Raw genomic sequence first — 19,667 nt, forward strand, 5'->3', positions numbered from 1 at the left:
AGCAGTGTTCATACGGCAGTTGCCATCCGGTGCATCCCGCTGGCAGCGCCGCGGGCCTTAAGCGACATCACGAAGGCCAGGACGCCGGCCACCGCGCGGTAGAAATCCACCGGGATCTCCTGGCCCAGGTCACAGGCGCTGTGCAGGGCCCGGGTCAGCGGAATGTCCTGGACCATCGGCACGTTCTTCGCCTCGGCCTCTTCCCTGATCCTGGCCGCGATGTGGCCGGCTCCCTTGGCCACCACGCGTGGGGCGGACTTTCCGGGTTCGTATTTAAGCGCCACGGCAAAGTGTGTGGGGTTGACCAGCACGACGTCGGCGTCCCCGATCGCCGCGATCATGCGGTTCCGGCTCATCGCCATCTGCCGGGCCCGCCGCTGCGAGCGGATCAGGGGGTCGCCTTCGCTGCTCTTGTTCTCGTCCTGGACTTCCTTCTTGGACATCCTGGTCTTCTTGCGGTTACGGCGCATCACGACGAAGAAGTCCGCCACCGCCAGCACGATGCCGGCCGCCACGGCAAACTGGACCAGCGAGGCGATGCCGCCTCCCGCGGCCTGCACAACCCCCGAGACCGGCATTCCCCCCGCCGTCAGCAACACCGGAACCAGCCCCTGCACGACGCCGTAGAGGACCAGCCCCACCACACTGGCCTTCAGCAGCGCCTTGACGCCGCCCCAGATCGCCTGGGTGCCGAAGACGCGCTTCAGGCCCTCGAGAAGTTTGAAGTGCTCGAAGTCCAGCTTGAATTTCTTCATGTGCACGCCGCCCTGCAGCGCGGACCCGGCGAGGACCACGATGAACACCACAATCAGCATGGGGCCGACGATCCCGGCCATGGAGGCGAGACCGTCCTCCAACGCTTTGACGGCCTTGCCCGGGTCCGGGGCCGCAACTATGCCGCGGACGCTGAAGAGCTGGTCCGTGGCGGCGTTCGAGGCGCGTTCAACGGTGGCCGGAATCATGATGGCGGCGGCGCCGACGCCGACCCACGCGGTGAGGTCCTGGGAACGGGAAAGTTGGCCCTTGGAGCGGACCTCCTTCATCCGTTTGTCGGTGGCCTCTTCGGTTTTCTCCTGTGAATCCGACATCAGCCCACCCCCAGCACAGTCTTGGCGGCCTGGTTGGCGAGACTGGAGACGATTCTAGGCAGCGCCAGGAACATGAACCCGGCCAGCATCAGCGTCATCAGGATCTTGAGCGGGAAGCCGAGCGAGAAGGCGTTGAGCGCCGGGGCCACACGGGTCAGCAGGCCCAGCCCGACGTCGGCGAGGAACAAGACCACCACGAGCGGCCCGGCGATCTGGACAGCGGCGAGGAACATGCCGGTGACCGCCGACGTCATGGCCTGGACCGGCTGGGCCAGATCGATGCCGCCGGCCAGGGGCAGTGCCACGAAGCTGCCCGTGAGCCCGGTGATGACCAGCTGGTATCCGTCGGAGGCGAACAGCAACGCCAGCGCGGCCATCTGCAGCAGCCTGGTGAACTGAGCGCCGTTGACGTTCATCTGGGGGTCAAAGCTCTGGGCCAGCTGAAATCCGCTAAAGAGGTCGATCAGGCTGCCGGCGGACTGGACGGCGGAGAAGATCACCAGCACCAGGAAACCCAGAGCCAGCCCGGTGACCAGCTCGAGGACCACCCCCGTGATGAAGCCGGCTGTGTCCCGCGGTGTGTAGCCGGCGGACACCCACTGGGAGACCGCAAGGCCAAGTCCCAGCCCGAGCATGGCCTTCACGCGGCCGGGGAAGGCCTGAGACGCGAAGGGCGGAGCCACGATCAGGAAAGCCGTCATCCGGACGGTGGCCAGCAGAACCGCTTCCAGCCACGTCGGGTCGATCGGTATGCCCACCTCACAGGCCTCCCAGCAGCGCCGGGATCTTGGCGAACAGATCGTTGGTGAAGGCGACCATCTCCGAGATCATCCAGTGGCCGCAGATCACGAGGGCGACGGCCACGGCCGCGGCCTTGGGCACGAAGGACAGGGTGGCTTCCTGCAGCTGCGTGATGGACTGCAGCAGCGCGATGGCAAGCCCCACCACGAGTGCTGTCACCAGCACGGGGGCCGAGAGCTTGGCCGCGACGATCATGGCCTGGAGGCAGATGTCCAGGACGGCGTTGGCGTTCATCCGGTGCCTGCATAGCTTTGGATGAGGGACGTGATGATCAGGCCCCAGCCGTCCACCAGGACGAAAAGCAGGATCTTGAAGGGCAGTGAAATCATCACCGGCGGGAGCATCATCATGCCCATGGACATAAGGGCCGCGGAGACCACGAGGTCGATCACGAGGAAGGGAATGAAGATGACGAAGCCGATGATGAACGCGGCGCGCAGTTCCGAAATCATAAAAGCGGGAATGAGGGTCTGCATGGGAACGGCCTCGGGCGTTGCCGGGTTCTCCTGTGCGGCGGCCCGGGACATCAGGGCGATGTCCTCTTCCCGGGTGTGGGCCAGCATGAACTGCTGCAGCGGGCCGCTGGCAGCGCCCACGGCCCCGTTGAAGTCCAGGGTGCCGTTGAGGTAAGGCTGGATCCCGAGCGTGTTCATCTCGTTAATGACCGGCCACATAACGAAAATCGAGAGGAACAGGGCCAGCCCGGCGAGGACCTGGTTCGGCGGGATGGACGGCAGCGACAGGGCGTTGCGCGTCATCGCCAGGACCACGAAGATCTTCGTGAACGACGTCATCATCAGCAGCAGCGCCGGCGCCACCGAGAGCAGGGTGATGCCGATCAGGGTCAGGACCGCCGTCGACGGTTTGCCGTCGAGACCGTTGATCTCGATGTTGACGTTGCCGCCGCCGGGGTTCGCCGGATCCGTCGGGGCGACCGGCGGGGTGGGGTCGATCGGGGCGGCGTGGCCGGCCGAGGCGTTCAGCCACAGCAGCAGCACCGCGAAAAGGACGGCGGCAAGGCCCAGGACCACGGCCCTGCCAAATCGGAACGGGGCCGGCTGGATGGAGCCCGGCCGGGCTGTCTCAGCGGCAGCGACGGGCGGAAGCGTGGGGGCAGCCGAAACTGCCGGGGCGGAGCGGAAAGTCAGGGAGCTCAATTGCGTCGTCCGCTCCTGAGAGCGGCAGCGGCCTGCTTCCACGTGGAGCCGGCAAGGATCGAACCGTGCATGGGCGGGTGGCCGGCCGCGCCGGACGCGTTGCCGCGCAGCCCGGGCCCGCGGGCGTGGGAGTCCCGGTGAAGGGTGCTGCGGCGGGACGGCGGGGCGTTCCCGGGGCTGGAGCCGGCAGGGTCTTCGCTGCCGTCGCCGGGAAGTTCTTCGAAGCTGGACTGCCCGCTGGGAAGCGCGCCGAACCCGGAAAGGACCCGGGCGAATTCGCCGGCTCCGCGGCGGGTTTCAGGAACCGACGCTTCTTCGGCTTCGGCCGGAATGTCGCCGGTGTGCAGGACGTTGACGGCGTGTTCGGTGACGCCCAGCAGGAAACGCTGCCCGGAGGCGTCGACCACCACCACGGAGGCCTTCTGGCCGACGCTCTGCCGGCTGACAATGGTCAGGGCACGGTCAGCCCGCCGCCGCCCGGTGCCTTTGCCGAGCCGGCGCTGCAGCAACCACATGAGGCCAAGCACCGCGCCCAGGGCCACGAATACCCGCAGCCCGAGGATCAGTGCGTCCATTCAGCTGAGCCCCTCGGCAACGTCGAGGATGCGGGTGATCCGGACGGCGTAGTCCTGGTCCAAAACCACCACTTCGCCGTGGGCGATCAGCCGGCCGTTGAGCAGGACGTCTGCCGGGGCACCGGCCGAGCGGTCGAGTTCAATGATCTTGCCCGGTTCGAGCGAGAGCACGTCCCGCACCGACATCCGCGTCCGGCCGATCTCCACGGTCAGGGCCATTTCGATGTTGTTGATCCGTCCGAGCCGGCCGGCTACGGCCTCGCCGCCGGCGAACACGTCCCCGGCACGGTCCTGGCTGGTGCTGTGCTCCCGGAGGCGGACGGCGAACCAAGCGGCGGCGTTGGAGCCGTCGGAAAGCTCGAAGACGGCGGTGTCGGGGTCCGAAAGCAGCCCGGAGGCATCGGACTCACGCAGGTCGCTCAGGACCCCGGCGCCGAACACGGAACTGGCGCTTTCCATCGCAGGGCGCAGCACGTCGGTCACCGAGACGACGCCGGGCTGGGTCCCCGCCATACCACCCGCGGCTTCGTCGAGGAAGGTGCGGTCGCTCAGCATCAGGGCAAGGTCTGCGGTAACGGAGCCGACGAAGGTCGCGGTGACGGCCTGGCGGGCGTAGGGCGCGGCGGCACGGGCCGGCACGAGGGCCAGCACCTTGAGCGCAACCGGGCTCGGCAGTTCTTCAACGAGCCGTTCCGCCGACGATTCGTGCCTGGTCAGGGTGATGCTCATCGGTGATTCTCCTCGATTGTGACAATGACGGCGGCCGCGCGGGACCCGTTGCGGGCCGGGGCGGCAGTGGCGAGCCGCGTGCCGTCCAGGGTGAGGTCAAACGGACGGTTTTCCAGGTGCGGCAAGGTCAGGACGTCGCCCACCGCGAGGCCCAGGACCTGGCTGGGGGTGACGAACGACGTCGAAAGCCGGACGGAAAGTTCCACCGGGACCCGTTCCAGCTGGGCGGTGACGCGTGCTGCGGCATCTCCGCGGTTGTCGGTCGGGTTGACCTTCTTGAGCCGGCCCAGCAGGATGCTCGCGGGGACGGCCAGGGTGGCGGGGGCGCTCATGTCGCCGACGTTCATGGTGAATGCCGCGACGATCATCAGTTCGCTGGGGGCTGCGGCCTGGGCGAATTGGGAGTTGTACTGGATGGTGTCCACCCGTACGGTTTCGCTGAGCAGCGGTCCCAGGGAGTAGCCAAGGTCTTCAAGGGCCTCGTCCATAAGGCCTTTGACCAGGGCCTGTTCAATCTGGGTGAACTTGCGGTCCGGCATGGGCGCATCGTTCGAGGCGCCCAGCATCCGGTTCACCCAGCCGAGGGCGGCCGGGGCGGGGAACTGCACCACGAGCTTGGAATCGTGGCCCTCCACTGTGCACAGCACCATCGCAGTGACCGCGGGCAGTGAGGCGGCGTATTCGTCGTAGCTGAGCATACTGACGTCTTCGAGCCGCACCACGGACTTGACGCGGACCTTGGCGGTCAGCTGGGTTCCCCACTGGCGGGCATAGGTTTCAAAGGCGAGTTCCAGGACGCGGCTGTGTTCGCGGGCGAGCGTCGCGGGGCGCCGGAAGTCGTAGACGCTTACCGTCCGCTCCCGCACCACTTCCCGCTCATCCAAAACACTCACGGTTGCCACTATCGGCAAGGGATCGCGTGGCGTAAGCAGTATGCCGGAGGCAATCCAAGTGGCAATTCAGGCTGCACTATTGCAGGCATTACAGTCGCTATTTTTGGCTGTGCTTCAGCACTTCCGGAATCAGTGCCCGGACGACGTCGGGCTGGTCCGAGATGATCACGATGTCGACCCGGCGGTTCAGCTCCATGAGCTCCGGCGTGGAATCGTCGTTGACCTGCCGCGCGGAGCCGAAGGCGACGGCGCCGATGGTTCCCGGGGCGATTCCGCCGCGGTCCACCATATAGCGCAGGACATTCACCGCACGTGCCGACGAGAGCTCCCACGTGGACGGGTAGGCGGTCACGCCGTTGGCCGCGTGGCCTTCGACCATGATCTCCAGGGCCGCTGGCCCGAGGATGGGCGAGATGATTTTCAGGACCTGGGAGGCCCGCTCGGTGAGTTCCGGCCGGTCCGGTGCGAAGAAAGTCTGGGAGCCGACCAGCTTGACCGTGAGCCCGCGCTGGTCGATCTGGAACTCAACGTTTTCGCTGAGCCCGGCGGCTGCCAGGGCTGCCTTCATCTGCTCCTCCAGGGCACGCAGCCGGTCCACTTCCTTGAGGGCCGCCGCGAGGGCGTCGGGGGCCGCCGCTGAATCTTGCGCCTTCATCGCGGCGAAGGCTTCCAGGTGTTCGTCCACGAATTCCGGCGGTACCACTGTGCCCTCGGCGGTGTCCACCGTTTCGCTTGCGACGGCTCCAAAGCCGGTGGCGAGGGAATTGCGGAGTTTCTCGAACTTGTTCGCATCCACCGTGGACATGGCATAGAGGACGATGAAGAGGCACATGAGGACCGTGACCATGTCCATGTAGGACGCCATCCAGCGTTCGTCGACGTGGTGCTCTTCGGGTTTCTTGCGGGGGCGCCGGCGGCCACTCACGCCGCAGCGTCCATCGTTTCAGCGTCGCCGGCAGCCGCCTTGCGGCCGCTTCCGGAGCTCTTAAGCTGGTGCTCGGGAACCATGGAGCGGAGCCGCTCGGCGAGCAACAGCGGCTGGGCGCCGGCCTGCACGGCGAGCATCCCTTCCATGAGCAGCGTCCGGCGTTCGATGTCCAGTTCGGACAGCCGCGCCATGCGTCCGCTGAAGGGCAGCCAGATGAAGTTGGCGGACAGCAGCCCCCAGAGCGTGGCAACGAACGCGGCGGCGATCATGTGCCCCAGCTCGTCCGGCTTGGACAGGTTTTCCAGGACGTGGGTCAGGGACACGACGGTTCCGACGATGCCGACGGTGGGGGCGTAGCCGCCGAGGGACGCGAAGAACTTCGAGTTGGAGTGGTCACTGCGCGCCTTCGTGTCGATTTCATCCTCCATCTGCATCCGGAGGTCTTCGGCGTCGGTGCCGTCAGCGATGTTCTGCAGGGCCCGGGCAAGGAAGGGATCGTTGACGCTGGCGGCTTCTTCCTCGAGGGACAGCAGGCCCTCGCTGCGCGCCTTTTCCGCGAACCGGACCATCTGGTCGATGCTGTCCTGCGGCTTCGCGGTTTTCCCGATGAACATCGCCGGCACTGCTTTGAACGCCTGGATGACGTCCTTGAGGGTGTTGCCGGCGAGCCCGATGGCCAGGGTGGCCCCGAAAACGAGAATCATGGGAGCGGGCAGCAGCAGTGAGGAGAGGCTGCCGCCTTCCAGCAGGACCATAACGATGAGGGAGCCAAAGGCGAGGAGCAGTCCTATGACTGTTGCGGGATCCATGGATTACTTTCTTGGTGGCTCAGGTGCGGGGCGGCGGCCATCGTCCGCGGGGTCCGACGGCGGCACGAGGCTCAGCGGGTATCCCGTCACGGCGGGAAAGTCCCTCGCCTTACTCAGGACGTACGCCCGGTAGTCGGCAATAAGTTCGACCACTTCCGCGAGGCTTTCCAGCACCACATAGGCGGCGCCGTCCAGGGTCACCAGATGGGTGTCCGGGCTCTCGTGGATACGCTCGATCAGGTCCGGATTGACCGCGAAGCGCGTTCCGTTGAGGCGTGTAACGACGATCATGGGCCGATTCTGCTCTGTTTTTCTGCTCAGCGTGTTCCGCTCAGCGTGGTTCAGCAAGGGAAGGGTGTTCTCCTCCTACTGTCGGCAGAGGCGGCCGGTTCGTTAGGCGGAGGCCTTCGCTGAAGTGCGGAGGGCGTGGACGAACTCGAGCTTGTCGATCACCGCGCCTGGGAGGACGAAGGGGTACAAATCGTCTTTCCCCATGCTCCGGTTGACCTGGTTCAGTGCGATCGAGAGCGGCAGCCATTCGGTTTCCACTAGGGCGCGGAAAGACGAGGTCTCCGACGTCTTCGATACCAGGCCGAATTCCCGGGCGGTTTCGATGGTGTCGCTGATGTGCAGATAGTGGGCAAAGGACTCGGCAAAGTCCTCGTACGGGTGCATTGTTGCGTACCGGGAGATGTAGTGCTGCTCCCAGTCCGCCGGGGCGCCCTTGGAGTAGTGGCGGTCAATCTCTGCCTGATAATCCTTGGTGTCGTCGCCGAAGAGATCCCGTGCCGCGCGGGTCCGCTCGTCATCGCTGAAAACCAGCGCGTCCTCAAAATAATGGCCCACCTCGTGCCGGAAATGCCCGAGCATCGTCCGGTACGGCTCATCGAGCCGGGCGCGCATTCTTTCGCGGTAAGCGTCGTCGCTCTCGGCGAGGTCAATGGTGATGATCCCGGAGGCATGTCCGATGACCACGTTCTCGTTGGCACTGGACAGCAGGTCGAAAGCGAGGCCCTAGTTGGGGTCTTCCGCGCGGGTGACGATCGGCAGGCCAAGCCCGTCCAGCTCGGCGATGAGCTGACGCTTGGCCCGCTCCGCCACAATGAACTGGGAAAGGCCCTTGGCGTCTTTGTCGTTCGGGCGTGTCCGCGTGAGGTCACAGCTGAAGCACTGGCCGCCGCTTTTCGGGGCAAGCCAGGTGCACCCGGAGAGCATCAGGTTCGTGCAGATGTACCGTTCGGTGCCGGAGGAGTCCTTGTGCCGCCCCTGCCCGTCCACTGCGACGATCGCGCGGAGCTCCCGCACGTAGCCGAGGTTCGTTCCGCAGTGCAGGCAGACTGAGTTTTCAAAGAACACGGCCGAGTCGCAGGCACTGCAGGATTGTTTTTTCACCTCACGATCCTACCCGCGACGGATGCCGCAGCACCCGCCGCGCGCCGCTGCACAAGCCTGAGCAGACGGATCCGTCTCCTCCGGCGGTTCCGCGGTGGCTCGGTCGTCGTTAGGGCATGATCGCGTAAAAGATGATCCAGTTCATGGCGAGGTTAAACCCGGCATGAGCAACTACTGCCCCGGCCAATGATCCCGTGAGCTTCCGGAAGCCGTAGAACGCCAGGGACGCCGCGAACATCGCAGCCACCCAGAACAGCGCCGGGAGTGGCAGGAACGCCCAGGAGCCGGCCACAAACACCACCCCAAAGTGCGCCAGATGGGTTACTGCAAACGCTGCCGCGTCGATGAGGGCTGCCCGCCGGTCACCGAGTTGCGCGGCGAAACTCTCGTGGGCCACTCCGCGGTACAGCACCTCTTCACCTATCGGGCTGAAGAGCATCCCGACGACGGCAAAGATGATGAAGTAGATCAAGCGGCCGTCCTCGGAGGGCGACGCCGGCACGTTTGAATACGAAAGTGCGATGTATGCGAACGGATTGGACATGCTGTGTCCCCACACAGCGGCAGCCGTGTAATGGACTGCGAGCGCCATTGCAACACCGGCTATCGCGGCCGGCACGATCCAGCGTCGCCGCGTTGGCCGGACCAGGCCGACGCGCTGGCGCCCTTCCTTGGTCAGAAGTATCCACGGCAGCGCAATCATCGCCACAAAAACGACGCTGACAGCCTGATAGCTGCCAGTCACGTTCGCCTGCAGAACGAGGGCCACGCGCGCCAGCCCGAAAAGGACAAGCAGCAGGATGCCAGTGCGGAGATTCAGCGGCACAAGCGAGCGGAACCGTGGCCGGACAGAAAGGGTGGTCATGCCGTGAGTGTATGGCGAGCGAGCGCAGGCCCGCTGATAGGCGAGATATCCGCGCCTCGTGTCTGCAGCGTCTTCGTGGTCGGCGTTGCGTGGTGCTGGGCGATGATCGCGACGATGGCGCCCACTTCCGCCAGGCTGGGCAGGGAGTGGACGCCATCAGCGGGAGACGACCGGGGTTTCCGATTATTTAGCGCTTGAGGTTGCCGAGCTCCTGCAGCACCTCGTCCGAGGTGGTGATGATGCGGGCGTTGGCCTGGAAGCCGCGCTGCGCGACGATCAGGTTGGTGAATTCCTGGGAGAGGTCCACGTTGGACATTTCCAGCGAGCCGGCGGCGAGGCTGCCGATGCCGGCGTCGCCTGCTCCGCCGAGCTGCACGCCGCCGGCGTTGGCGGTGGCGACGTACGAGGAGCCGCCAGCCTTCTCCAAGCCCGCGGGGTTGGTGAAGTTGGCCAGCGCGATCTTGGCGAGGACCTGCTTGACGCCGTTGCTGAAGGAACCGATCACGGATCCGTCGTTCCCGATGGTGTAGGACTGCAGCTTGCCGGCAGCGGAGCCGTTCTGGCCGCTGACGGCGAGGGAAGTCATCCCGGCGAATCCCGACGCCGAGGTGAGATCTACGTCGACTCCGTTGACCGCCAAGGGACCGCTCGGGGTCAGCGTGCCGCCCGTACCCTGGGTGAGCGTGATGTTGGAGGTGGCCGCGCCGTCTTTGGCTGAAACGCCCCAGCCGGTGGCAGTCTTGGTGAAATCGACAGTGATGTTCCGCTCGGCACCGGCAGCGTCGTAGACCTTGACAACGCGCTGAAGCGTGGTGGGCGGAGCGACAACGGCGTCGCTGGGCAGGTTGCCGTCCAGCGTAACCGAAGACGTTGCCTTGGCCGGAACCAGGGTGTTCGAGTTCAGCGTGATGCCATTGACCGCGCCGCCGGTGTTGACCACACCGTTGACGTCTGCCGCCCAGCCCTGCAGGATGCCGCCGTCGGGGCTGACCAGCTGGCCGGCGGCGTCGGGGCTGAAGGCGCCCGCGCGGGTGAAGAGCTGCTGGCCGCCCTTGCTGGTGACGAAGAAGCCGTCGCCTGAGATCATCAGGTCAGTGGCGCGGCCGGTGCTCTGCGAGGAGCCCTGGGCGAAGTTGGTGCTGACGCCGGCGACGCGGACGCCGAGGCCGATCTGGGCGGGGTTGCTGCCGCCGGTCTCGCCCTGCGGCGCGGAGGCGCCCTGGGTCATCTGGGAGAGCGTGTCCTGGAACTGGGTGGAAGAAGCCTTGAACCCAGCCGTGTTGACGTTGGCAATGTTGTTGCCGGTGACGTCCAGCATGGTCTGGTGGGCGCGGAGGCCGGAGATTCCGGAATACAGCGAGCGGAGCATGGGAACTGCCTTTCTACGGGTGGAAAACTGGTCAGGAAGCGGCCGGTGCGGTGAGCCCGGTGATGGAGTCTAGGGGGATGGAGAGTTCGCCGACCTTGACGGTGGGAACTGCCCCGGAGTAGGACACGGAACTGGCGATTCCGGTGCCTGTGGTGCCGTCGCCCAGTGTGTAGTCGACGGACTGGCCGACCAGCTGGGCGGCGGCCTGGCGCATCTGCAGGGAGAACCCTTCCTTGCTGTTGGTTGTCAGTTCCTGCATCTTCTCCATCATGGAGAGCTGGATGGTCTGGCTCATCATCTGGTTGGTGTCCATGGGCGCGCTCGGGTTCTGGTTCTTGAGCTGAGCCACCAGGAGGGACATAAAGACCTCCGAATCCATGGTCTGCACGGGTGCCCGCACGGCAGCAGCCTGGGCGGTCTCCCCCGCGGCCCCGATGGGCTGGGAGGCGATGGGCTGAATCGTCATGAGTCGCTTTCCTTCGTGTCAGACAAGAATGTCGAGGGTGGTCTGTGGGCCGTTCAGTATCCTGGCGTCGCGCAGGGCCGCGCCATCGGCCAGGGCTTCCCAGCGGTGGCCCGGCCGTTGTTCGCCAGGTCCGTTGCGGTTGCCCGGTCCGGAGCCGGAGTCCCGCCCGGCGCCGCCTTGGCTGGTTCCGTCCTGGCTGGTGCCGTCCCGGGCTGTGTTGCCCGGCCCGGTGTGTTCGGAGACGTCGAGGCTGGCACCGAAGCCCGCATCGGCGAGTTCCTTGCGGAGTTCCGGCAGGACCCCGCGGATGGCCTCGCGTCCGGCGTCGCCCGGGGCGAAGAGTTCGATCCTGACGCCTGCGGCATCAATGTGCGCCCTGACCGTCATCGGGCCGAGGTCTTCGGGGGTGACCTGCAGCGTCATGATGTGCTGCCCCTGCGGGGCTCCGGCGAGCGTGAAGAGCGGCTTAGCCAACTGCGGCTGGAGCGTGGCGCCCGGCTGGGGCGCCGCTGGGGCCGCGGGTTGCGGCGCGGAAGCGGTTGACGACGGCGGCTGGCTGACCGGGGTTGCGGCTGCTGCGCTTCCGGCCGTGACGAGCGCATCGGCGGGAGCCGTGGCGGGCGCGGAAGCTGATGCGGCCGCGGGTGCCGTTTCAATGCGGGAGGCACCGGACGTGCTGCCTTCGGCGGGCGCCGTGCCCGGGAAACCGGAGGCGGTGCCGGCGGCCACGGCGGGCACATTGGCTTGGCCTGCTGTTGCCGGCGGCAGTGCAGCGGGCGTTGCAGGAACGGCTGGTGGTACTGGTTTCCCAACGGACGGGGTTACCGCAACCGTTTTAGTTTCCGCAGGGGCTGCGGGCGCCCCAGTCACCGCTGTGGCCGCTGTGGCCGCTGTGGCTGCTGTGGCTGTTGTGGCTGCGGAAACTGTTTGCACCGGCCAGGATTCCTGAGGCGCACCGGCCGGGGCGGTCGTGCCGGGACCCCCGGGAGGCATTGGAAGCGTTACGGTGACGGCATTGGACGGCGCCAGGGCCTGGTCCTGCGCGCCGGCAGGTTGCTGGGCCGCCAAGGAAGCTGTTGTCACCTTGCCAGTCGTCACTATCGCGCCGGTGCCGGGAACCGCCGCGGGTCCAGCCGCAGCGCGAAGTGCCTGGCTGGGGCGGATGCCGGCGATCTGTTCGCCCGGCGCCCCCGCCAGTGCGGTTGGCTGAGCTGTTCCAGGCGGTACGGTTCCAGGCGGTACGGTTCCAGGCTGCGGTCCTGCGACTGACGTAAACCGGGGATCGAGTCCGGGCCGCTGCCCCGGCGTCACTGTCACTGAGTCGGCGACGGCCGTCCCGGCCTGTTCCCGGCTGCCGGTGCCCGGAACACCGGAAATACCCATAGCGGGAACGGCCGAAGCGGCAGGCACACCCGAGGCGGGCAGCGTATTCGCCAGACCGGCCTGGCCATCGGAGGGCAGTTGAGTAACAGCCGCCGTGTAGGAGGTACCCGAAAGCGACGCTACGTTGGCGGCGTTGGAAGGATCCTGCACAGTGGCGGCCCCGCCGTCGGCTCCCCCGCCGGGCTGCTGGTCCAAGGCGCCGGACGAAGTGTTGTTCTGCGCGTCATCGGCTACCTCACTGCCGGCGTCGGGGGTTGGACCATGCGTTGAGTCCGCTGAGCCCTGAACGTCGTCGAGCACCGCCGCGAACGCCGCCGTGTCCTTGCTCCCGACGGACGCTTGTCCGCGGGCGCCGTCCTGGACGCGGCCCTGGACCGGCGCGGCCAGGGAGGAGGCCAAATCCATGCCTTTCATGACGCCGTCCCTGCCGGGACAATGCGCCGGATGGAGGTCAGGTTGGAGTGCTGCTCCCAGGCGTCGCGGATCTGGATGGTCTTGCCGGGGACCGGCGCGTCGATGGCTTTGCCGTTGCCCAGATAAATGGAGATGTGGTCCCCGCCGAAGCTCACCAGCAGGTCACCGGGCTTGGCCTCGGCCAGGGACGCCACCGGCGTGCCCTGGCGCATCTGGTCACTCACCACACGGGGAATCTCGATGCCGAGGTCCTTGAAGACCCTCTGCGTAAAGCCGGAGCAGTCCATGCCGGTGGCCGGGTTGGTTCCGCCCCAGACGTAGGGGACGCCGATGTACTTCTTGGCCATGGCCACGACGTCGGTGCCCGTCGCCGCCCCGGCTGCGGGAACGGTCGCTGGTGCGGTGAGGCCCTTCAGTGCGCCGATCGCCGTCGTTCCGCCGAGCCCCAGGCTGTTGGTGAGGGAGGAGATGTCGGTGCCGTTGGTTCCGCCCAGCGCGGCGGTCAGCGCCTCGGTGAAGGACGCCGCGTCTCCGCTGCCGGTCCCGGTAGCGAGTGAGGTTGCGGCCGCCGACTTCAGCGCGGCGGCGTTGGCCTCGGAGGATGCGGGGCGTGTCAGTTCAGCGATCATCGACTGGATGCCCTGCATCCGGCCGATTGCCTCGGTCATGCTCATGACCTCACCTCCTGCTCTTCGCGGTGCCAGACGGTGGAGGCGATCTCGTCGAGAGTGGATTGCTCGGCTCGCAGGTCCGCCGTGTGGACCTCTGCGTCGTGGCGGGCCTTCAGTTTCTCCAGGCCGACGGAACGGGTGCGGGCGGCGATGAACTCCTCGCGGGCGGTGGCCTCCTCGGTCTCCGCGATCCGCGAGAGGTTCTGCAGGTCCGCGAGCATGCTGTGGGAAGAGGACCGGGCCGCGGCGACGGCCCGCAGGGATGCGGAGCTGGAAATGGGCACGTTGCCGTCGGCGAGGCTGCGGCGCGCTGACGCTTCGCGGGACCGCACGGAGCTGGAGCGCGACCGGGCGCTGGCCAGCCCGGTGGCCGCCTGGTCCTGCTGGATCTGGCGAAGGCGCAGGAGCCCTACCAGTGAGAATTGGCGGTTCATGCTGCTGCTCCCAGGATCGAGGTGAGGTGGTTGAGCCGCTGCCAGGACTCGGGGTGGGCCGTGGATTCGTCCATCGGCTGCTGCAGGAAGGCGCTGACGTCTTGCTCGTGGTTCAGGGCCGCGTCCACCAGCGGGTTGGTACCCGTCTGGTAGGCGCCGACGTCGATCAGGTCCTGCGCGGCCTTGCGGGCCGCGAGGACGCGCCGCAAGGTGGCCGCCGCTTCAAGGTGCGGGCGGGCGTTGACCTTGGTGGCGACGCGGGACACCGAGCCGAGCACGTCCACCGAGGGGAAGTGCCCGGTGACGGCAAGCTTCCGGTCCAGGACCACGTGGCCGTCCAGGATGGAGCGCGCCGCGTCGGCGATCGGTTCGTTGTGGTCGTCGCCGTCCACCAGTACGGTGTAAATGCCGGTGACGGAGCCGGTCTCGGCGGTGCCGGCGCGTTCCAGCAGCCGGGCCAGGATGGAAAAAGTCGACGGCGGGTAGCCGCGGGTGGCGGGCGGTTCGCCGGCGGAGAGTCCTATCTCGCGCTGCGCCATCGCCACGCGCGTGAGGGAGTCCATCATCAAGACGACGTCCTGGCCGTTGTCGCGGAAGGATTCGGCGATGCGGGTCGCGGTGAACGCTGCACGCATGCGCATCAGGGCGGGTTCGTCGGAGGTGGCGACGACGACGACGGACCGGGCCAGGCCGGCAGGGCCGAGATCGTCTTCGAGGAATTCGCGGACTTCACGGCCGCGCTCCCCCACGAGGGCGATCACCGAAACCTCCGCGTCCGTGCCGCGGGCAATCATCGACAGCAGGGACGATTTCCCGACGCCGGAACCGGCGAAGAGTCCCATGCGCTGGCCCTTGCCGAGCGTGGTCATCGTGTCCAGCACACGGACCCCGGTCTGCAGGGCAGTGTCGATGCGGGCGCGCTTCATGGCATTGGGCGCTTCGTTGTCGATCGGCACGCGGGGGCCGCTGGTGAGCGGTCCCTTGCCGTCAATAGGCCGGCCGAGTCCGTCAATGACACGGCCGAAGAGCCCTGGCCCGGTGGGGACCAGGACGGTACTGCCCTTGGCCCGGACGGGATCGCCCGCCGCGACACCGGCGAGCCGGCCCAGCGGCATGCACCGCACGGAGCTGTCCAGGGCCGCCACCACCTCGGCGTCGAGTCCCGGGTGCGAGCCCACGGTCACCAGGTCACCCAGGGCACAGTCGAGTCCTGACACTTCCAGGCCAAGGCCCATGACGGAGGTCACGACGCCGACCCGCTGCGGGGCGGCGGCGCGCAGGGCCGAGGCGTAGTCGGCCCCCTTGGGCCGCCACTCGGCGATCATCGCTGGTCCCCCGAAGAATTCTCTGCCCGGTCCTGGTCGCCCAGCAGCGCCGCGCGGGCGCGTGCCAGGGCGTTGCCGAGGCTCGCGTCGAGCCAGCCCTGCTGGTATTCGACCTTGGCGTCGCCGCGGTTGAGCGACGGGTCGGCGAGCAGCGGCAGGCCGGCCGGCAGGTCCTGGCCTTCCTCGGCGAGGACCTCGATGTCAGCCGGGTTCAGCCGGATGGCCAGCACTGTGGCGGCGTCGTTTCCGGAGAGGGCCCGGTCCAGGGCGGCGCGGGCGGTCCGGGTTCCCTCAGCCAGTTCGTAGCCCAGGATGGCCTCGGCGAGTTCCAGCGCCGTGCGGGCGAGGACCTCCTCGGCGTCGTGCAGGGCCTGGACGTTTCGGTGCGCGAAGTCCGTCCGGGCCACGGCCAGGGCGCGGACCGCTCGGTCGAGGTCCTGCTGCCCGGAGGCCAGCGTGGCGGCCTGCTCGGCCGTCATGCGGTCGCGCCAGCGGCGCTGTTCCTTGGCGGCGGCCCGGACGCCGGCCGCGTAGCCCGCGGCGTGGCCTTCGGTGTAGCCGGCCTGTTCGCTGGCGGGCCCGCTGGCGCGCAGCGAGGGGAAGATGATCCGGGCCGGCGCGCTGTCGGTAGCGGTCCCGTCAGTAGACATAATCTTCTTCGTCCCCGCGCTGGATGGTGATCTGGCCTTCGGCCTCGAGTTCGCGGATGGACCGGACCACGGCGGCACGGGCTTCTTCGATCTGGGAGGCGCGCAGCGGCCCCAGCGCGGCGATCTCGGATTCGAGGATCTCCAGGTTGCGGCCGGAAACGTTGGTGGTGATGGTCTCCAGGACGGGCTCCGAGGCGCCCTTCATGGCCACGGCCAGCACGGACGCGTCGAGGCCGCGGAGGACCAGCTGCACGTCGCGGCGTTCCAGTTTCACTATGTCGTCGAAGGTGACCATCTGGGCGCGGATTTCCACGGCGAGGTCCGGATCCAGCAGGTCCAGGCCGTCCAGCACGGAGCGTTCCGTGCCGGCGTCGGTCCGGTTGATGATTTCCAGCAGCGGCTGGATGCCGCCCACCACCTTGGACGCCTGCTGTGAGACAGCCGCGCCGCCGCGCAGTTTGAGGGTGTCGGCCACAATGCCGATTGCCTCCGGCGCACCGGAACCCATGGTCGCGATGCTCAGGGCGACGTCGGCCCGCAGCGAGCCGGGCAGCCCGGACATCACGGCAGAGGCCTTTCGGGGGCTGAGGTGGGCCAGGACCAGGGCGATGGTCTGCGGCAGCTCGCCGTCGATCAGGGCAAGGATCTGGACCGGTTCTATGTCTTCGAGGAACTCAAAGGACTTGCCGGCCATGTTGACGGTGAGCCGGTTGAGCAGGCCGGCGGCCTTTTCCGAGCCAAAGGATGCCTCGAGGAGGCCTTCGGCAAGCTCGCGGCCGCCGCGGGCCTGCCGCGGGCTGGACATCGCAGCCTCGTGGAAGTCCTTCATGATCTGCTCGGCGACATCAGGATCCACTTTGCGGAGCCGGACGATTTCCGCGGCGATGTCCTCGGCCTCGGTGTCGTTGAACTGGGCCATCACCTTGGCGGCGTTGGCCGGGCTCATCTGCATGAGGACGACGGCGGCGCGCTGGGTGCCGGTGAGGGTCGAATCGGCTAGTTTCATACCGGTTGCCTGTCATCCATGAGGCCGCGCAGGTAGTCGGCCGCTTTCTCCGGGTTGGAGGCGACCATACTGTCGATCTCGAAGCGGCGCCGCTCTGCCTCCACCTGGGCGGGCGGCGGCACCATCGGCGGCAGGGCGGTGAGCGGGATGGCCGACGTCGCGGGTGCCGGCGGCAGTGCCGTGACGGTTGGCATTACCGGAATCATCTCCAGGTCGAGGCGTTCGCCAAGATCCACCGGTTCGCGCTTCTGCCGGCGGCGCAGCACCATGGCGATGACGAGGGCGAGGATCAGCAAACCGAGCAGGATGCTGCCTGCCGTGACCAGGGTGCCGAAGAACGCAGACTGTTTCTGGGCTTCAAGGTCGGCTTTGGCGGCCTCGAGGGACGCGGCAGCCTGGTCCGCGGCGGCGGTGCTGAACGGCACGACTTCAACGGTCACGACGTCGCCGCGGGTGGCGTCGACGCCGGCGGCGGCGGTGACGAGCGCGGTCAGCGAAGCGAGGTTGAGTCCACCGGCGGAGGCCTGGTCGACGGCGACGGAGATGGTCTGCCGTTTGACGGCGCCTGCCGGGATCACCCGGTCCTCGGTGATCTTGTTGACGGCGTTGTTCTTGGTTTCGGTGGACGAATCGAAGTTGCCGTTGCCGCTGGTGCCGCCGGGAACCGCAATGTTGTCCGGCCCGAGGACGCCCGCGGCGCCTCCCCCGGTGCCGGTGTACTTCTCCGTCTTGGAGGACTCGCTGAGCGGAAGGGCGCCCTCGGCGTTGGTGAAGGTTTCGCTTTTCTGCTGGGCGGATTCGCCGGTGACGTCCGCGGCCACGGCCACGGTGGAGTTCCCCGGGCCAACCACGCGGTCCATGACGGCCTTCACGGCGTCGGAGGTGCGCTGCTGGTAGTCAGTGGCCTGCTTGGACGCGGATCCCGTGGCGCCGCCGCCGACGGAGGACAGGACGTTGCCCTGAGAGTCGACGACAGAGACGTTGGCGGGCTTGAGGTTTTCGATGGCGGCAGAGGTCAGGTGGACGATCGCCTGGACCTTATCGCCGGAGAGCGTGGAGCCGGGGGCGGTCTCCACAAAGACGGAGGCGGTGGTGTCCGGGGTCTTGGAGACGAAGACGGTCTTTTCCGGAATCGCGAGGCGGACGGCGGCGGTCTTGACGCCGTCCATAGCGGAGATGGTGCTCGCCAGTTCCCCTTCGAGGGCCCGCTTGTAGGTGACGGACTGCTGGAACTCGGAGGAGGTGACGCCCATCTTGTCCAGCAGGGAGTAGCCGGTAGCTGCGGCCGTGGGGAGGCCCGCGGCGGCGGCTTTGAGGCGCTCGTCGTAGACCTTGTCCTGCGGCACCAGAATGGTGGAGCCGCCGTCACTGAGCTCATACGGCACGTTGTCCTTACGCAGCTGCTCCACGATCCCGTTGGCGTCGGTGTCTTTGAGACCAGAAAATAGCGGCGTCAGGGCGGGCTTGGACAGCCAGGCCGAGAGGGCGATGATGCCGACTACCAGCAGGGCGGCGCCGATCACGGCGACGGTGCGCTGACCGGTGGTGAAGCCCTTGAGGCCCGCGCCGAAGCGCTGGAAGAAGCCCGTAATCTGCGGAGGCATCAGGCCTGCATCCTCATGATCTCGTTGAACGCGTCAACGCCCTTGTTGCGCATGGCGGCGACGAGCTCGAGCGTGATCTGGGCCCGGCTGGAGGCAAGGGTGGCGTTGTGGATGTCGTCCAGGTTGCCGGTGACGGCGGAGATGGCGAGCTCTTTCGATGTTGACTGCAGCTGCTGGAGGTTGTCGACGGCACCGGTGAGGGACGCGCCAAAGGCGGAGCCGTCAGTGCCGGTGGCGGCGCCCGCACCGGAGATGTAGTCGGTGGGCATAACGCCCTGGACGGGAGCGATTGGGGAAACAGGCATCAGGATCTTCCAATCTCAAGGGCGGCCAAGTAACTTTCACGGGCGCGGTCCACAACCTGGGCGTTTGCCTGGTAGCCGCGCTGGGCGATGATGAGGGCGCCCATCTGTTCGGCCATGTCGATGTCCGGGTACTTCACGTTGCCGTCGGCGTCGGCCAGGGGGTGGTCCGGCTGGTAGACAATCCGGCCTTCGCCGTTGCCGAGCTGGGTGCTCTTGACGTAGACGCCGCTGCCCTCGGCGCCTTCGGCGGCCTCGACGTACTTGGCCTGGAATGCTGGTCCGTTGGTGCGGGAGGCGTTGTTCATGTTGGCCAGGTTGTCCGAGACGGCGTCGAGCCATTTGCGGTGAACCGTCAAGGCTGAGCCGGCGATGCCGATTGCGTCGAAGGTCATTAGTTGGTCCTCATCGCGGCGCGCACTGCATTGAATTCCCCGCCGATGGCGCGGGCCGCGAACTGGAAGCGCAGCACGGTGTCGATGTTGGACAGAGTCTCGGTGTCCAGGTTGACGTTGTTGCCGTTCAACTGGGTGGGCTCAAGCGAGGTGCCGGTGGTGGCCCCGACGCTGCCGACACCGGACCGCACGGAGTCCGCGAGGGCTGCCTCGAAGCTAACGCGCTTCGCGCGGTAGTTCGGCGTGTTGACGTTCGCGATGTTGTTCGCGATGGCGCGCTGGCGCAGCGCGAGGCCGTCCATGGCGCTGGCCAAGGCGGCGGAAGTCACGGATTCGAGCACAGAGTCCTGCCTGGGATGGTGGGGTGGCCGATCCGTGGCCGGTAAACGAGCGATCCGTGCTCTATCAGTG

24 protein-coding genes and 1 pseudogene are annotated in these 19,667 nt (G+C 67.2%); all 25 read right to left on the bottom strand.

All coding sequences use genetic code 11. The features are described from left to right. Positions 1–8: 8 nt before the first annotated feature. A complete protein-coding gene (locus AC1DC5_RS13645; protein ID WP_476865496.1) occupies positions 9–1,088 on the bottom strand; it encodes an EscU/YscU/HrcU family type III secretion system export apparatus switch protein in 1,080 nt (359 codons plus the stop codon). Further along, the gene (locus AC1DC5_RS13650) at positions 1,088–1,846 is read right to left on the bottom strand and encodes a flagellar biosynthetic protein FliR (protein WP_441404975.1); all 759 of its coding nucleotides are present in this window, start codon (positions 1,844–1,846) and stop codon (positions 1,088–1,090) included. The genes AC1DC5_RS13645 and AC1DC5_RS13650 overlap by 1 nt, the downstream gene beginning before the upstream one ends. A gap of 1 nt (position 1,847) precedes the next feature. Further along, complete coding sequence (gene fliQ, locus AC1DC5_RS13655; RefSeq protein WP_224048616.1) at positions 1,848–2,123, bottom strand: flagellar biosynthesis protein FliQ; 276 nt, start codon at positions 2,121–2,123, stop codon at positions 1,848–1,850. After that, positions 2,120–2,953 carry a flagellar type III secretion system pore protein FliP gene (gene fliP / locus AC1DC5_RS13660; RefSeq protein ID WP_476865536.1) on the bottom strand — a complete coding sequence of 278 codons (834 nt, stop codon included), beginning with the start codon at positions 2,951–2,953 and terminating at the stop codon, positions 2,120–2,122. The genes fliQ and fliP overlap by 4 nt, the downstream gene beginning before the upstream one ends. A gap of 89 nt (positions 2,954–3,042) precedes the next feature. After that, positions 3,043–3,621, bottom strand: a complete 579-nt coding sequence (fliO, locus tag AC1DC5_RS13665; RefSeq protein ID WP_476865497.1) for a flagellar biosynthetic protein FliO — start codon at positions 3,619–3,621, stop codon at positions 3,043–3,045. After that, the gene (fliN, locus tag AC1DC5_RS13670; RefSeq protein WP_476865498.1) at positions 3,622–4,350 is read right to left on the bottom strand and encodes a flagellar motor switch protein FliN; all 729 of its coding nucleotides are present in this window, start codon (positions 4,348–4,350) and stop codon (positions 3,622–3,624) included. Then, positions 4,347–5,243, bottom strand: coding sequence for a flagellar motor switch protein FliM (locus AC1DC5_RS13675; RefSeq protein WP_476865499.1), 897 nt, complete (start codon positions 5,241–5,243; stop codon positions 4,347–4,349). The genes fliN and AC1DC5_RS13675 overlap by 4 nt, the downstream gene beginning before the upstream one ends. Positions 5,244–5,340: 97 nt before the next feature. Beyond that, positions 5,341–6,168: an OmpA/MotB family protein gene (locus AC1DC5_RS13680; protein WP_476865500.1), complete on the bottom strand. Its 828-nt coding sequence runs from the start codon at positions 6,166–6,168 to the stop codon at positions 5,341–5,343. Next, entirely contained in the window at positions 6,165–6,980 is an 816-nt protein-coding gene (locus AC1DC5_RS13685; RefSeq protein ID WP_476865501.1) for a motility protein A, read from the bottom strand. Before AC1DC5_RS13685 ends, AC1DC5_RS13680 begins: the two co-directional genes overlap by 4 nt. 3 nt (positions 6,981–6,983) lie before the next feature. Continuing rightward, positions 6,984–7,271: a flagellar FlbD family protein gene (locus AC1DC5_RS13690; RefSeq protein ID WP_476865502.1), complete on the bottom strand. Its 288-nt coding sequence runs from the start codon at positions 7,269–7,271 to the stop codon at positions 6,984–6,986. Positions 7,272–7,373: 102 nt separating this feature from the next. Further along, positions 7,374–7,982, bottom strand: a pseudogene (locus tag AC1DC5_RS13695) (putative zinc-binding metallopeptidase); the annotation flags it as partial. Positions 7,983–7,994: 12 nt separating this feature from the next. After that, entirely contained in the window at positions 7,995–8,372 is a 378-nt protein-coding gene (locus tag AC1DC5_RS13700; RefSeq protein ID WP_476865503.1) for a zinc-ribbon domain-containing protein, read from the bottom strand. Positions 8,373–8,481: 109 nt separating this feature from the next. Next, positions 8,482–9,237, bottom strand: a complete 756-nt coding sequence (locus AC1DC5_RS13705; RefSeq protein ID WP_476865504.1) for a lysostaphin resistance A-like protein — start codon at positions 9,235–9,237, stop codon at positions 8,482–8,484. Between the two features lie 187 nt (positions 9,238–9,424). Then, positions 9,425–10,606 carry a flagellar hook protein FlgE gene (locus tag AC1DC5_RS13710; RefSeq protein ID WP_476865505.1) on the bottom strand — a complete coding sequence of 394 codons (1,182 nt, stop codon included), beginning with the start codon at positions 10,604–10,606 and terminating at the stop codon, positions 9,425–9,427. Between the two features lie 31 nt (positions 10,607–10,637). After that, the gene (locus AC1DC5_RS13715) at positions 10,638–11,072 is read right to left on the bottom strand and encodes a flagellar hook assembly protein FlgD (RefSeq protein WP_441404985.1); all 435 of its coding nucleotides are present in this window, start codon (positions 11,070–11,072) and stop codon (positions 10,638–10,640) included. 18 nt (positions 11,073–11,090) lie between these two features. Then, positions 11,091–11,801, bottom strand: a complete 711-nt coding sequence (locus tag AC1DC5_RS13720) for a flagellar hook-length control protein FliK (RefSeq protein ID WP_476865506.1) — start codon at positions 11,799–11,801, stop codon at positions 11,091–11,093. Positions 11,802–12,865: 1,064 nt separating this feature from the next. Beyond that, complete coding sequence (locus AC1DC5_RS13725) at positions 12,866–13,543, bottom strand: C40 family peptidase (RefSeq protein WP_476865507.1); 678 nt, start codon at positions 13,541–13,543, stop codon at positions 12,866–12,868. After that, complete coding sequence (locus AC1DC5_RS13730) at positions 13,540–13,974, bottom strand: flagellar FliJ family protein (RefSeq protein ID WP_476865508.1); 435 nt, start codon at positions 13,972–13,974, stop codon at positions 13,540–13,542. The genes AC1DC5_RS13725 and AC1DC5_RS13730 overlap by 4 nt, the downstream gene beginning before the upstream one ends. Further along, positions 13,971–15,299, bottom strand: a complete 1,329-nt coding sequence (locus AC1DC5_RS13735; protein ID WP_476865509.1) for a FliI/YscN family ATPase — start codon at positions 15,297–15,299, stop codon at positions 13,971–13,973. Before AC1DC5_RS13735 ends, AC1DC5_RS13730 begins: the two co-directional genes overlap by 4 nt. Then, the gene (locus AC1DC5_RS13740) at positions 15,296–15,949 is read right to left on the bottom strand and encodes a FliH/SctL family protein (protein WP_476865510.1); all 654 of its coding nucleotides are present in this window, start codon (positions 15,947–15,949) and stop codon (positions 15,296–15,298) included. The genes AC1DC5_RS13735 and AC1DC5_RS13740 overlap by 4 nt, the downstream gene beginning before the upstream one ends. Beyond that, a complete protein-coding gene (gene fliG / locus AC1DC5_RS13745) occupies positions 15,939–16,955 on the bottom strand; it encodes a flagellar motor switch protein FliG (protein WP_476865511.1) in 1,017 nt (338 codons plus the stop codon). Before fliG ends, AC1DC5_RS13740 begins: the two co-directional genes overlap by 11 nt. After that, a complete protein-coding gene (gene fliF / locus AC1DC5_RS13750; RefSeq protein ID WP_476865512.1) occupies positions 16,952–18,559 on the bottom strand; it encodes a flagellar basal-body MS-ring/collar protein FliF in 1,608 nt (535 codons plus the stop codon). The genes fliG and fliF overlap by 4 nt, the downstream gene beginning before the upstream one ends. Beyond that, complete coding sequence (gene fliE / locus AC1DC5_RS13755) at positions 18,559–18,864, bottom strand: flagellar hook-basal body complex protein FliE (protein ID WP_441404992.1); 306 nt, start codon at positions 18,862–18,864, stop codon at positions 18,559–18,561. Before fliE ends, fliF begins: the two co-directional genes overlap by 1 nt. Further along, entirely contained in the window at positions 18,864–19,256 is a 393-nt protein-coding gene (locus tag AC1DC5_RS13760; protein ID WP_346927724.1) for a flagellar basal body rod protein FlgC, read from the bottom strand. The genes fliE and AC1DC5_RS13760 overlap by 1 nt, the downstream gene beginning before the upstream one ends. Next, positions 19,256–19,597 (bottom strand): flagellar basal body rod protein FlgB, encoded by a 342-nt coding sequence (locus tag AC1DC5_RS13765; RefSeq protein ID WP_476865513.1) that lies wholly within the window; start codon positions 19,595–19,597, stop codon positions 19,256–19,258. The genes AC1DC5_RS13760 and AC1DC5_RS13765 overlap by 1 nt, the downstream gene beginning before the upstream one ends. Between the last annotated feature and the right edge of the window lie 70 nt (positions 19,598–19,667).

The sequence above is a fragment of the Arthrobacter sp. 10L424 genome (assembly GCF_056395325.1).

Bases quoted from the DNA above. Each gene is read 5' to 3' on its own strand.
- AC1DC5_RS13645 (WP_476865496.1), bottom strand. From the start codon at position 1,088: ATGTCGGATTCACAGGAGAAAACCGAAGAGGCCACCGACAAACGGATG.
- fliQ (WP_224048616.1), bottom strand. From the start codon at position 2,123: ATGAACGCCAACGCCGTCCTGGACATCTGCCTCCAGGCCATGATCGTC.
- fliO (WP_476865497.1), bottom strand. From the start codon at position 3,621: ATGGACGCACTGATCCTCGGGCTGCGGGTATTCGTGGCCCTGGGCGCG.
- fliN (WP_476865498.1), bottom strand. From the start codon at position 4,350: ATGAGCATCACCCTGACCAGGCACGAATCGTCGGCGGAACGGCTCGTT.
- AC1DC5_RS13685 (WP_476865501.1), bottom strand. From the start codon at position 6,980: ATGGATCCCGCAACAGTCATAGGACTGCTCCTCGCCTTTGGCTCCCTC.
- AC1DC5_RS13690 (WP_476865502.1), bottom strand. From the start codon at position 7,271: ATGATCGTCGTTACACGCCTCAACGGAACGCGCTTCGCGGTCAATCCG.
- AC1DC5_RS13705 (WP_476865504.1), bottom strand. From the start codon at position 9,237: ATGACCACCCTTTCTGTCCGGCCACGGTTCCGCTCGCTTGTGCCGCTG.
- AC1DC5_RS13710 (WP_476865505.1), bottom strand. From the start codon at position 10,606: ATGCTCCGCTCGCTGTATTCCGGAATCTCCGGCCTCCGCGCCCACCAG.
- AC1DC5_RS13715 (WP_441404985.1), bottom strand. From the start codon at position 11,072: ATGACGATTCAGCCCATCGCCTCCCAGCCCATCGGGGCCGCGGGGGAG.
- AC1DC5_RS13725 (WP_476865507.1), bottom strand. From the start codon at position 13,543: ATGAGCATGACCGAGGCAATCGGCCGGATGCAGGGCATCCAGTCGATG.
- AC1DC5_RS13730 (WP_476865508.1), bottom strand. From the start codon at position 13,974: ATGAACCGCCAATTCTCACTGGTAGGGCTCCTGCGCCTTCGCCAGATC.
- AC1DC5_RS13735 (WP_476865509.1), bottom strand. From the start codon at position 15,299: ATGATCGCCGAGTGGCGGCCCAAGGGGGCCGACTACGCCTCGGCCCTG.
- AC1DC5_RS13740 (WP_476865510.1), bottom strand. From the start codon at position 15,949: ATGTCTACTGACGGGACCGCTACCGACAGCGCGCCGGCCCGGATCATC.
- fliG (WP_476865511.1), bottom strand. From the start codon at position 16,955: ATGAAACTAGCCGATTCGACCCTCACCGGCACCCAGCGCGCCGCCGTC.
- fliF (WP_476865512.1), bottom strand. From the start codon at position 18,559: ATGCCTCCGCAGATTACGGGCTTCTTCCAGCGCTTCGGCGCGGGCCTC.
- fliE (WP_441404992.1), bottom strand. From the start codon at position 18,864: ATGCCTGTTTCCCCAATCGCTCCCGTCCAGGGCGTTATGCCCACCGAC.
- AC1DC5_RS13760 (WP_346927724.1), bottom strand. From the start codon at position 19,256: ATGACCTTCGACGCAATCGGCATCGCCGGCTCAGCCTTGACGGTTCAC.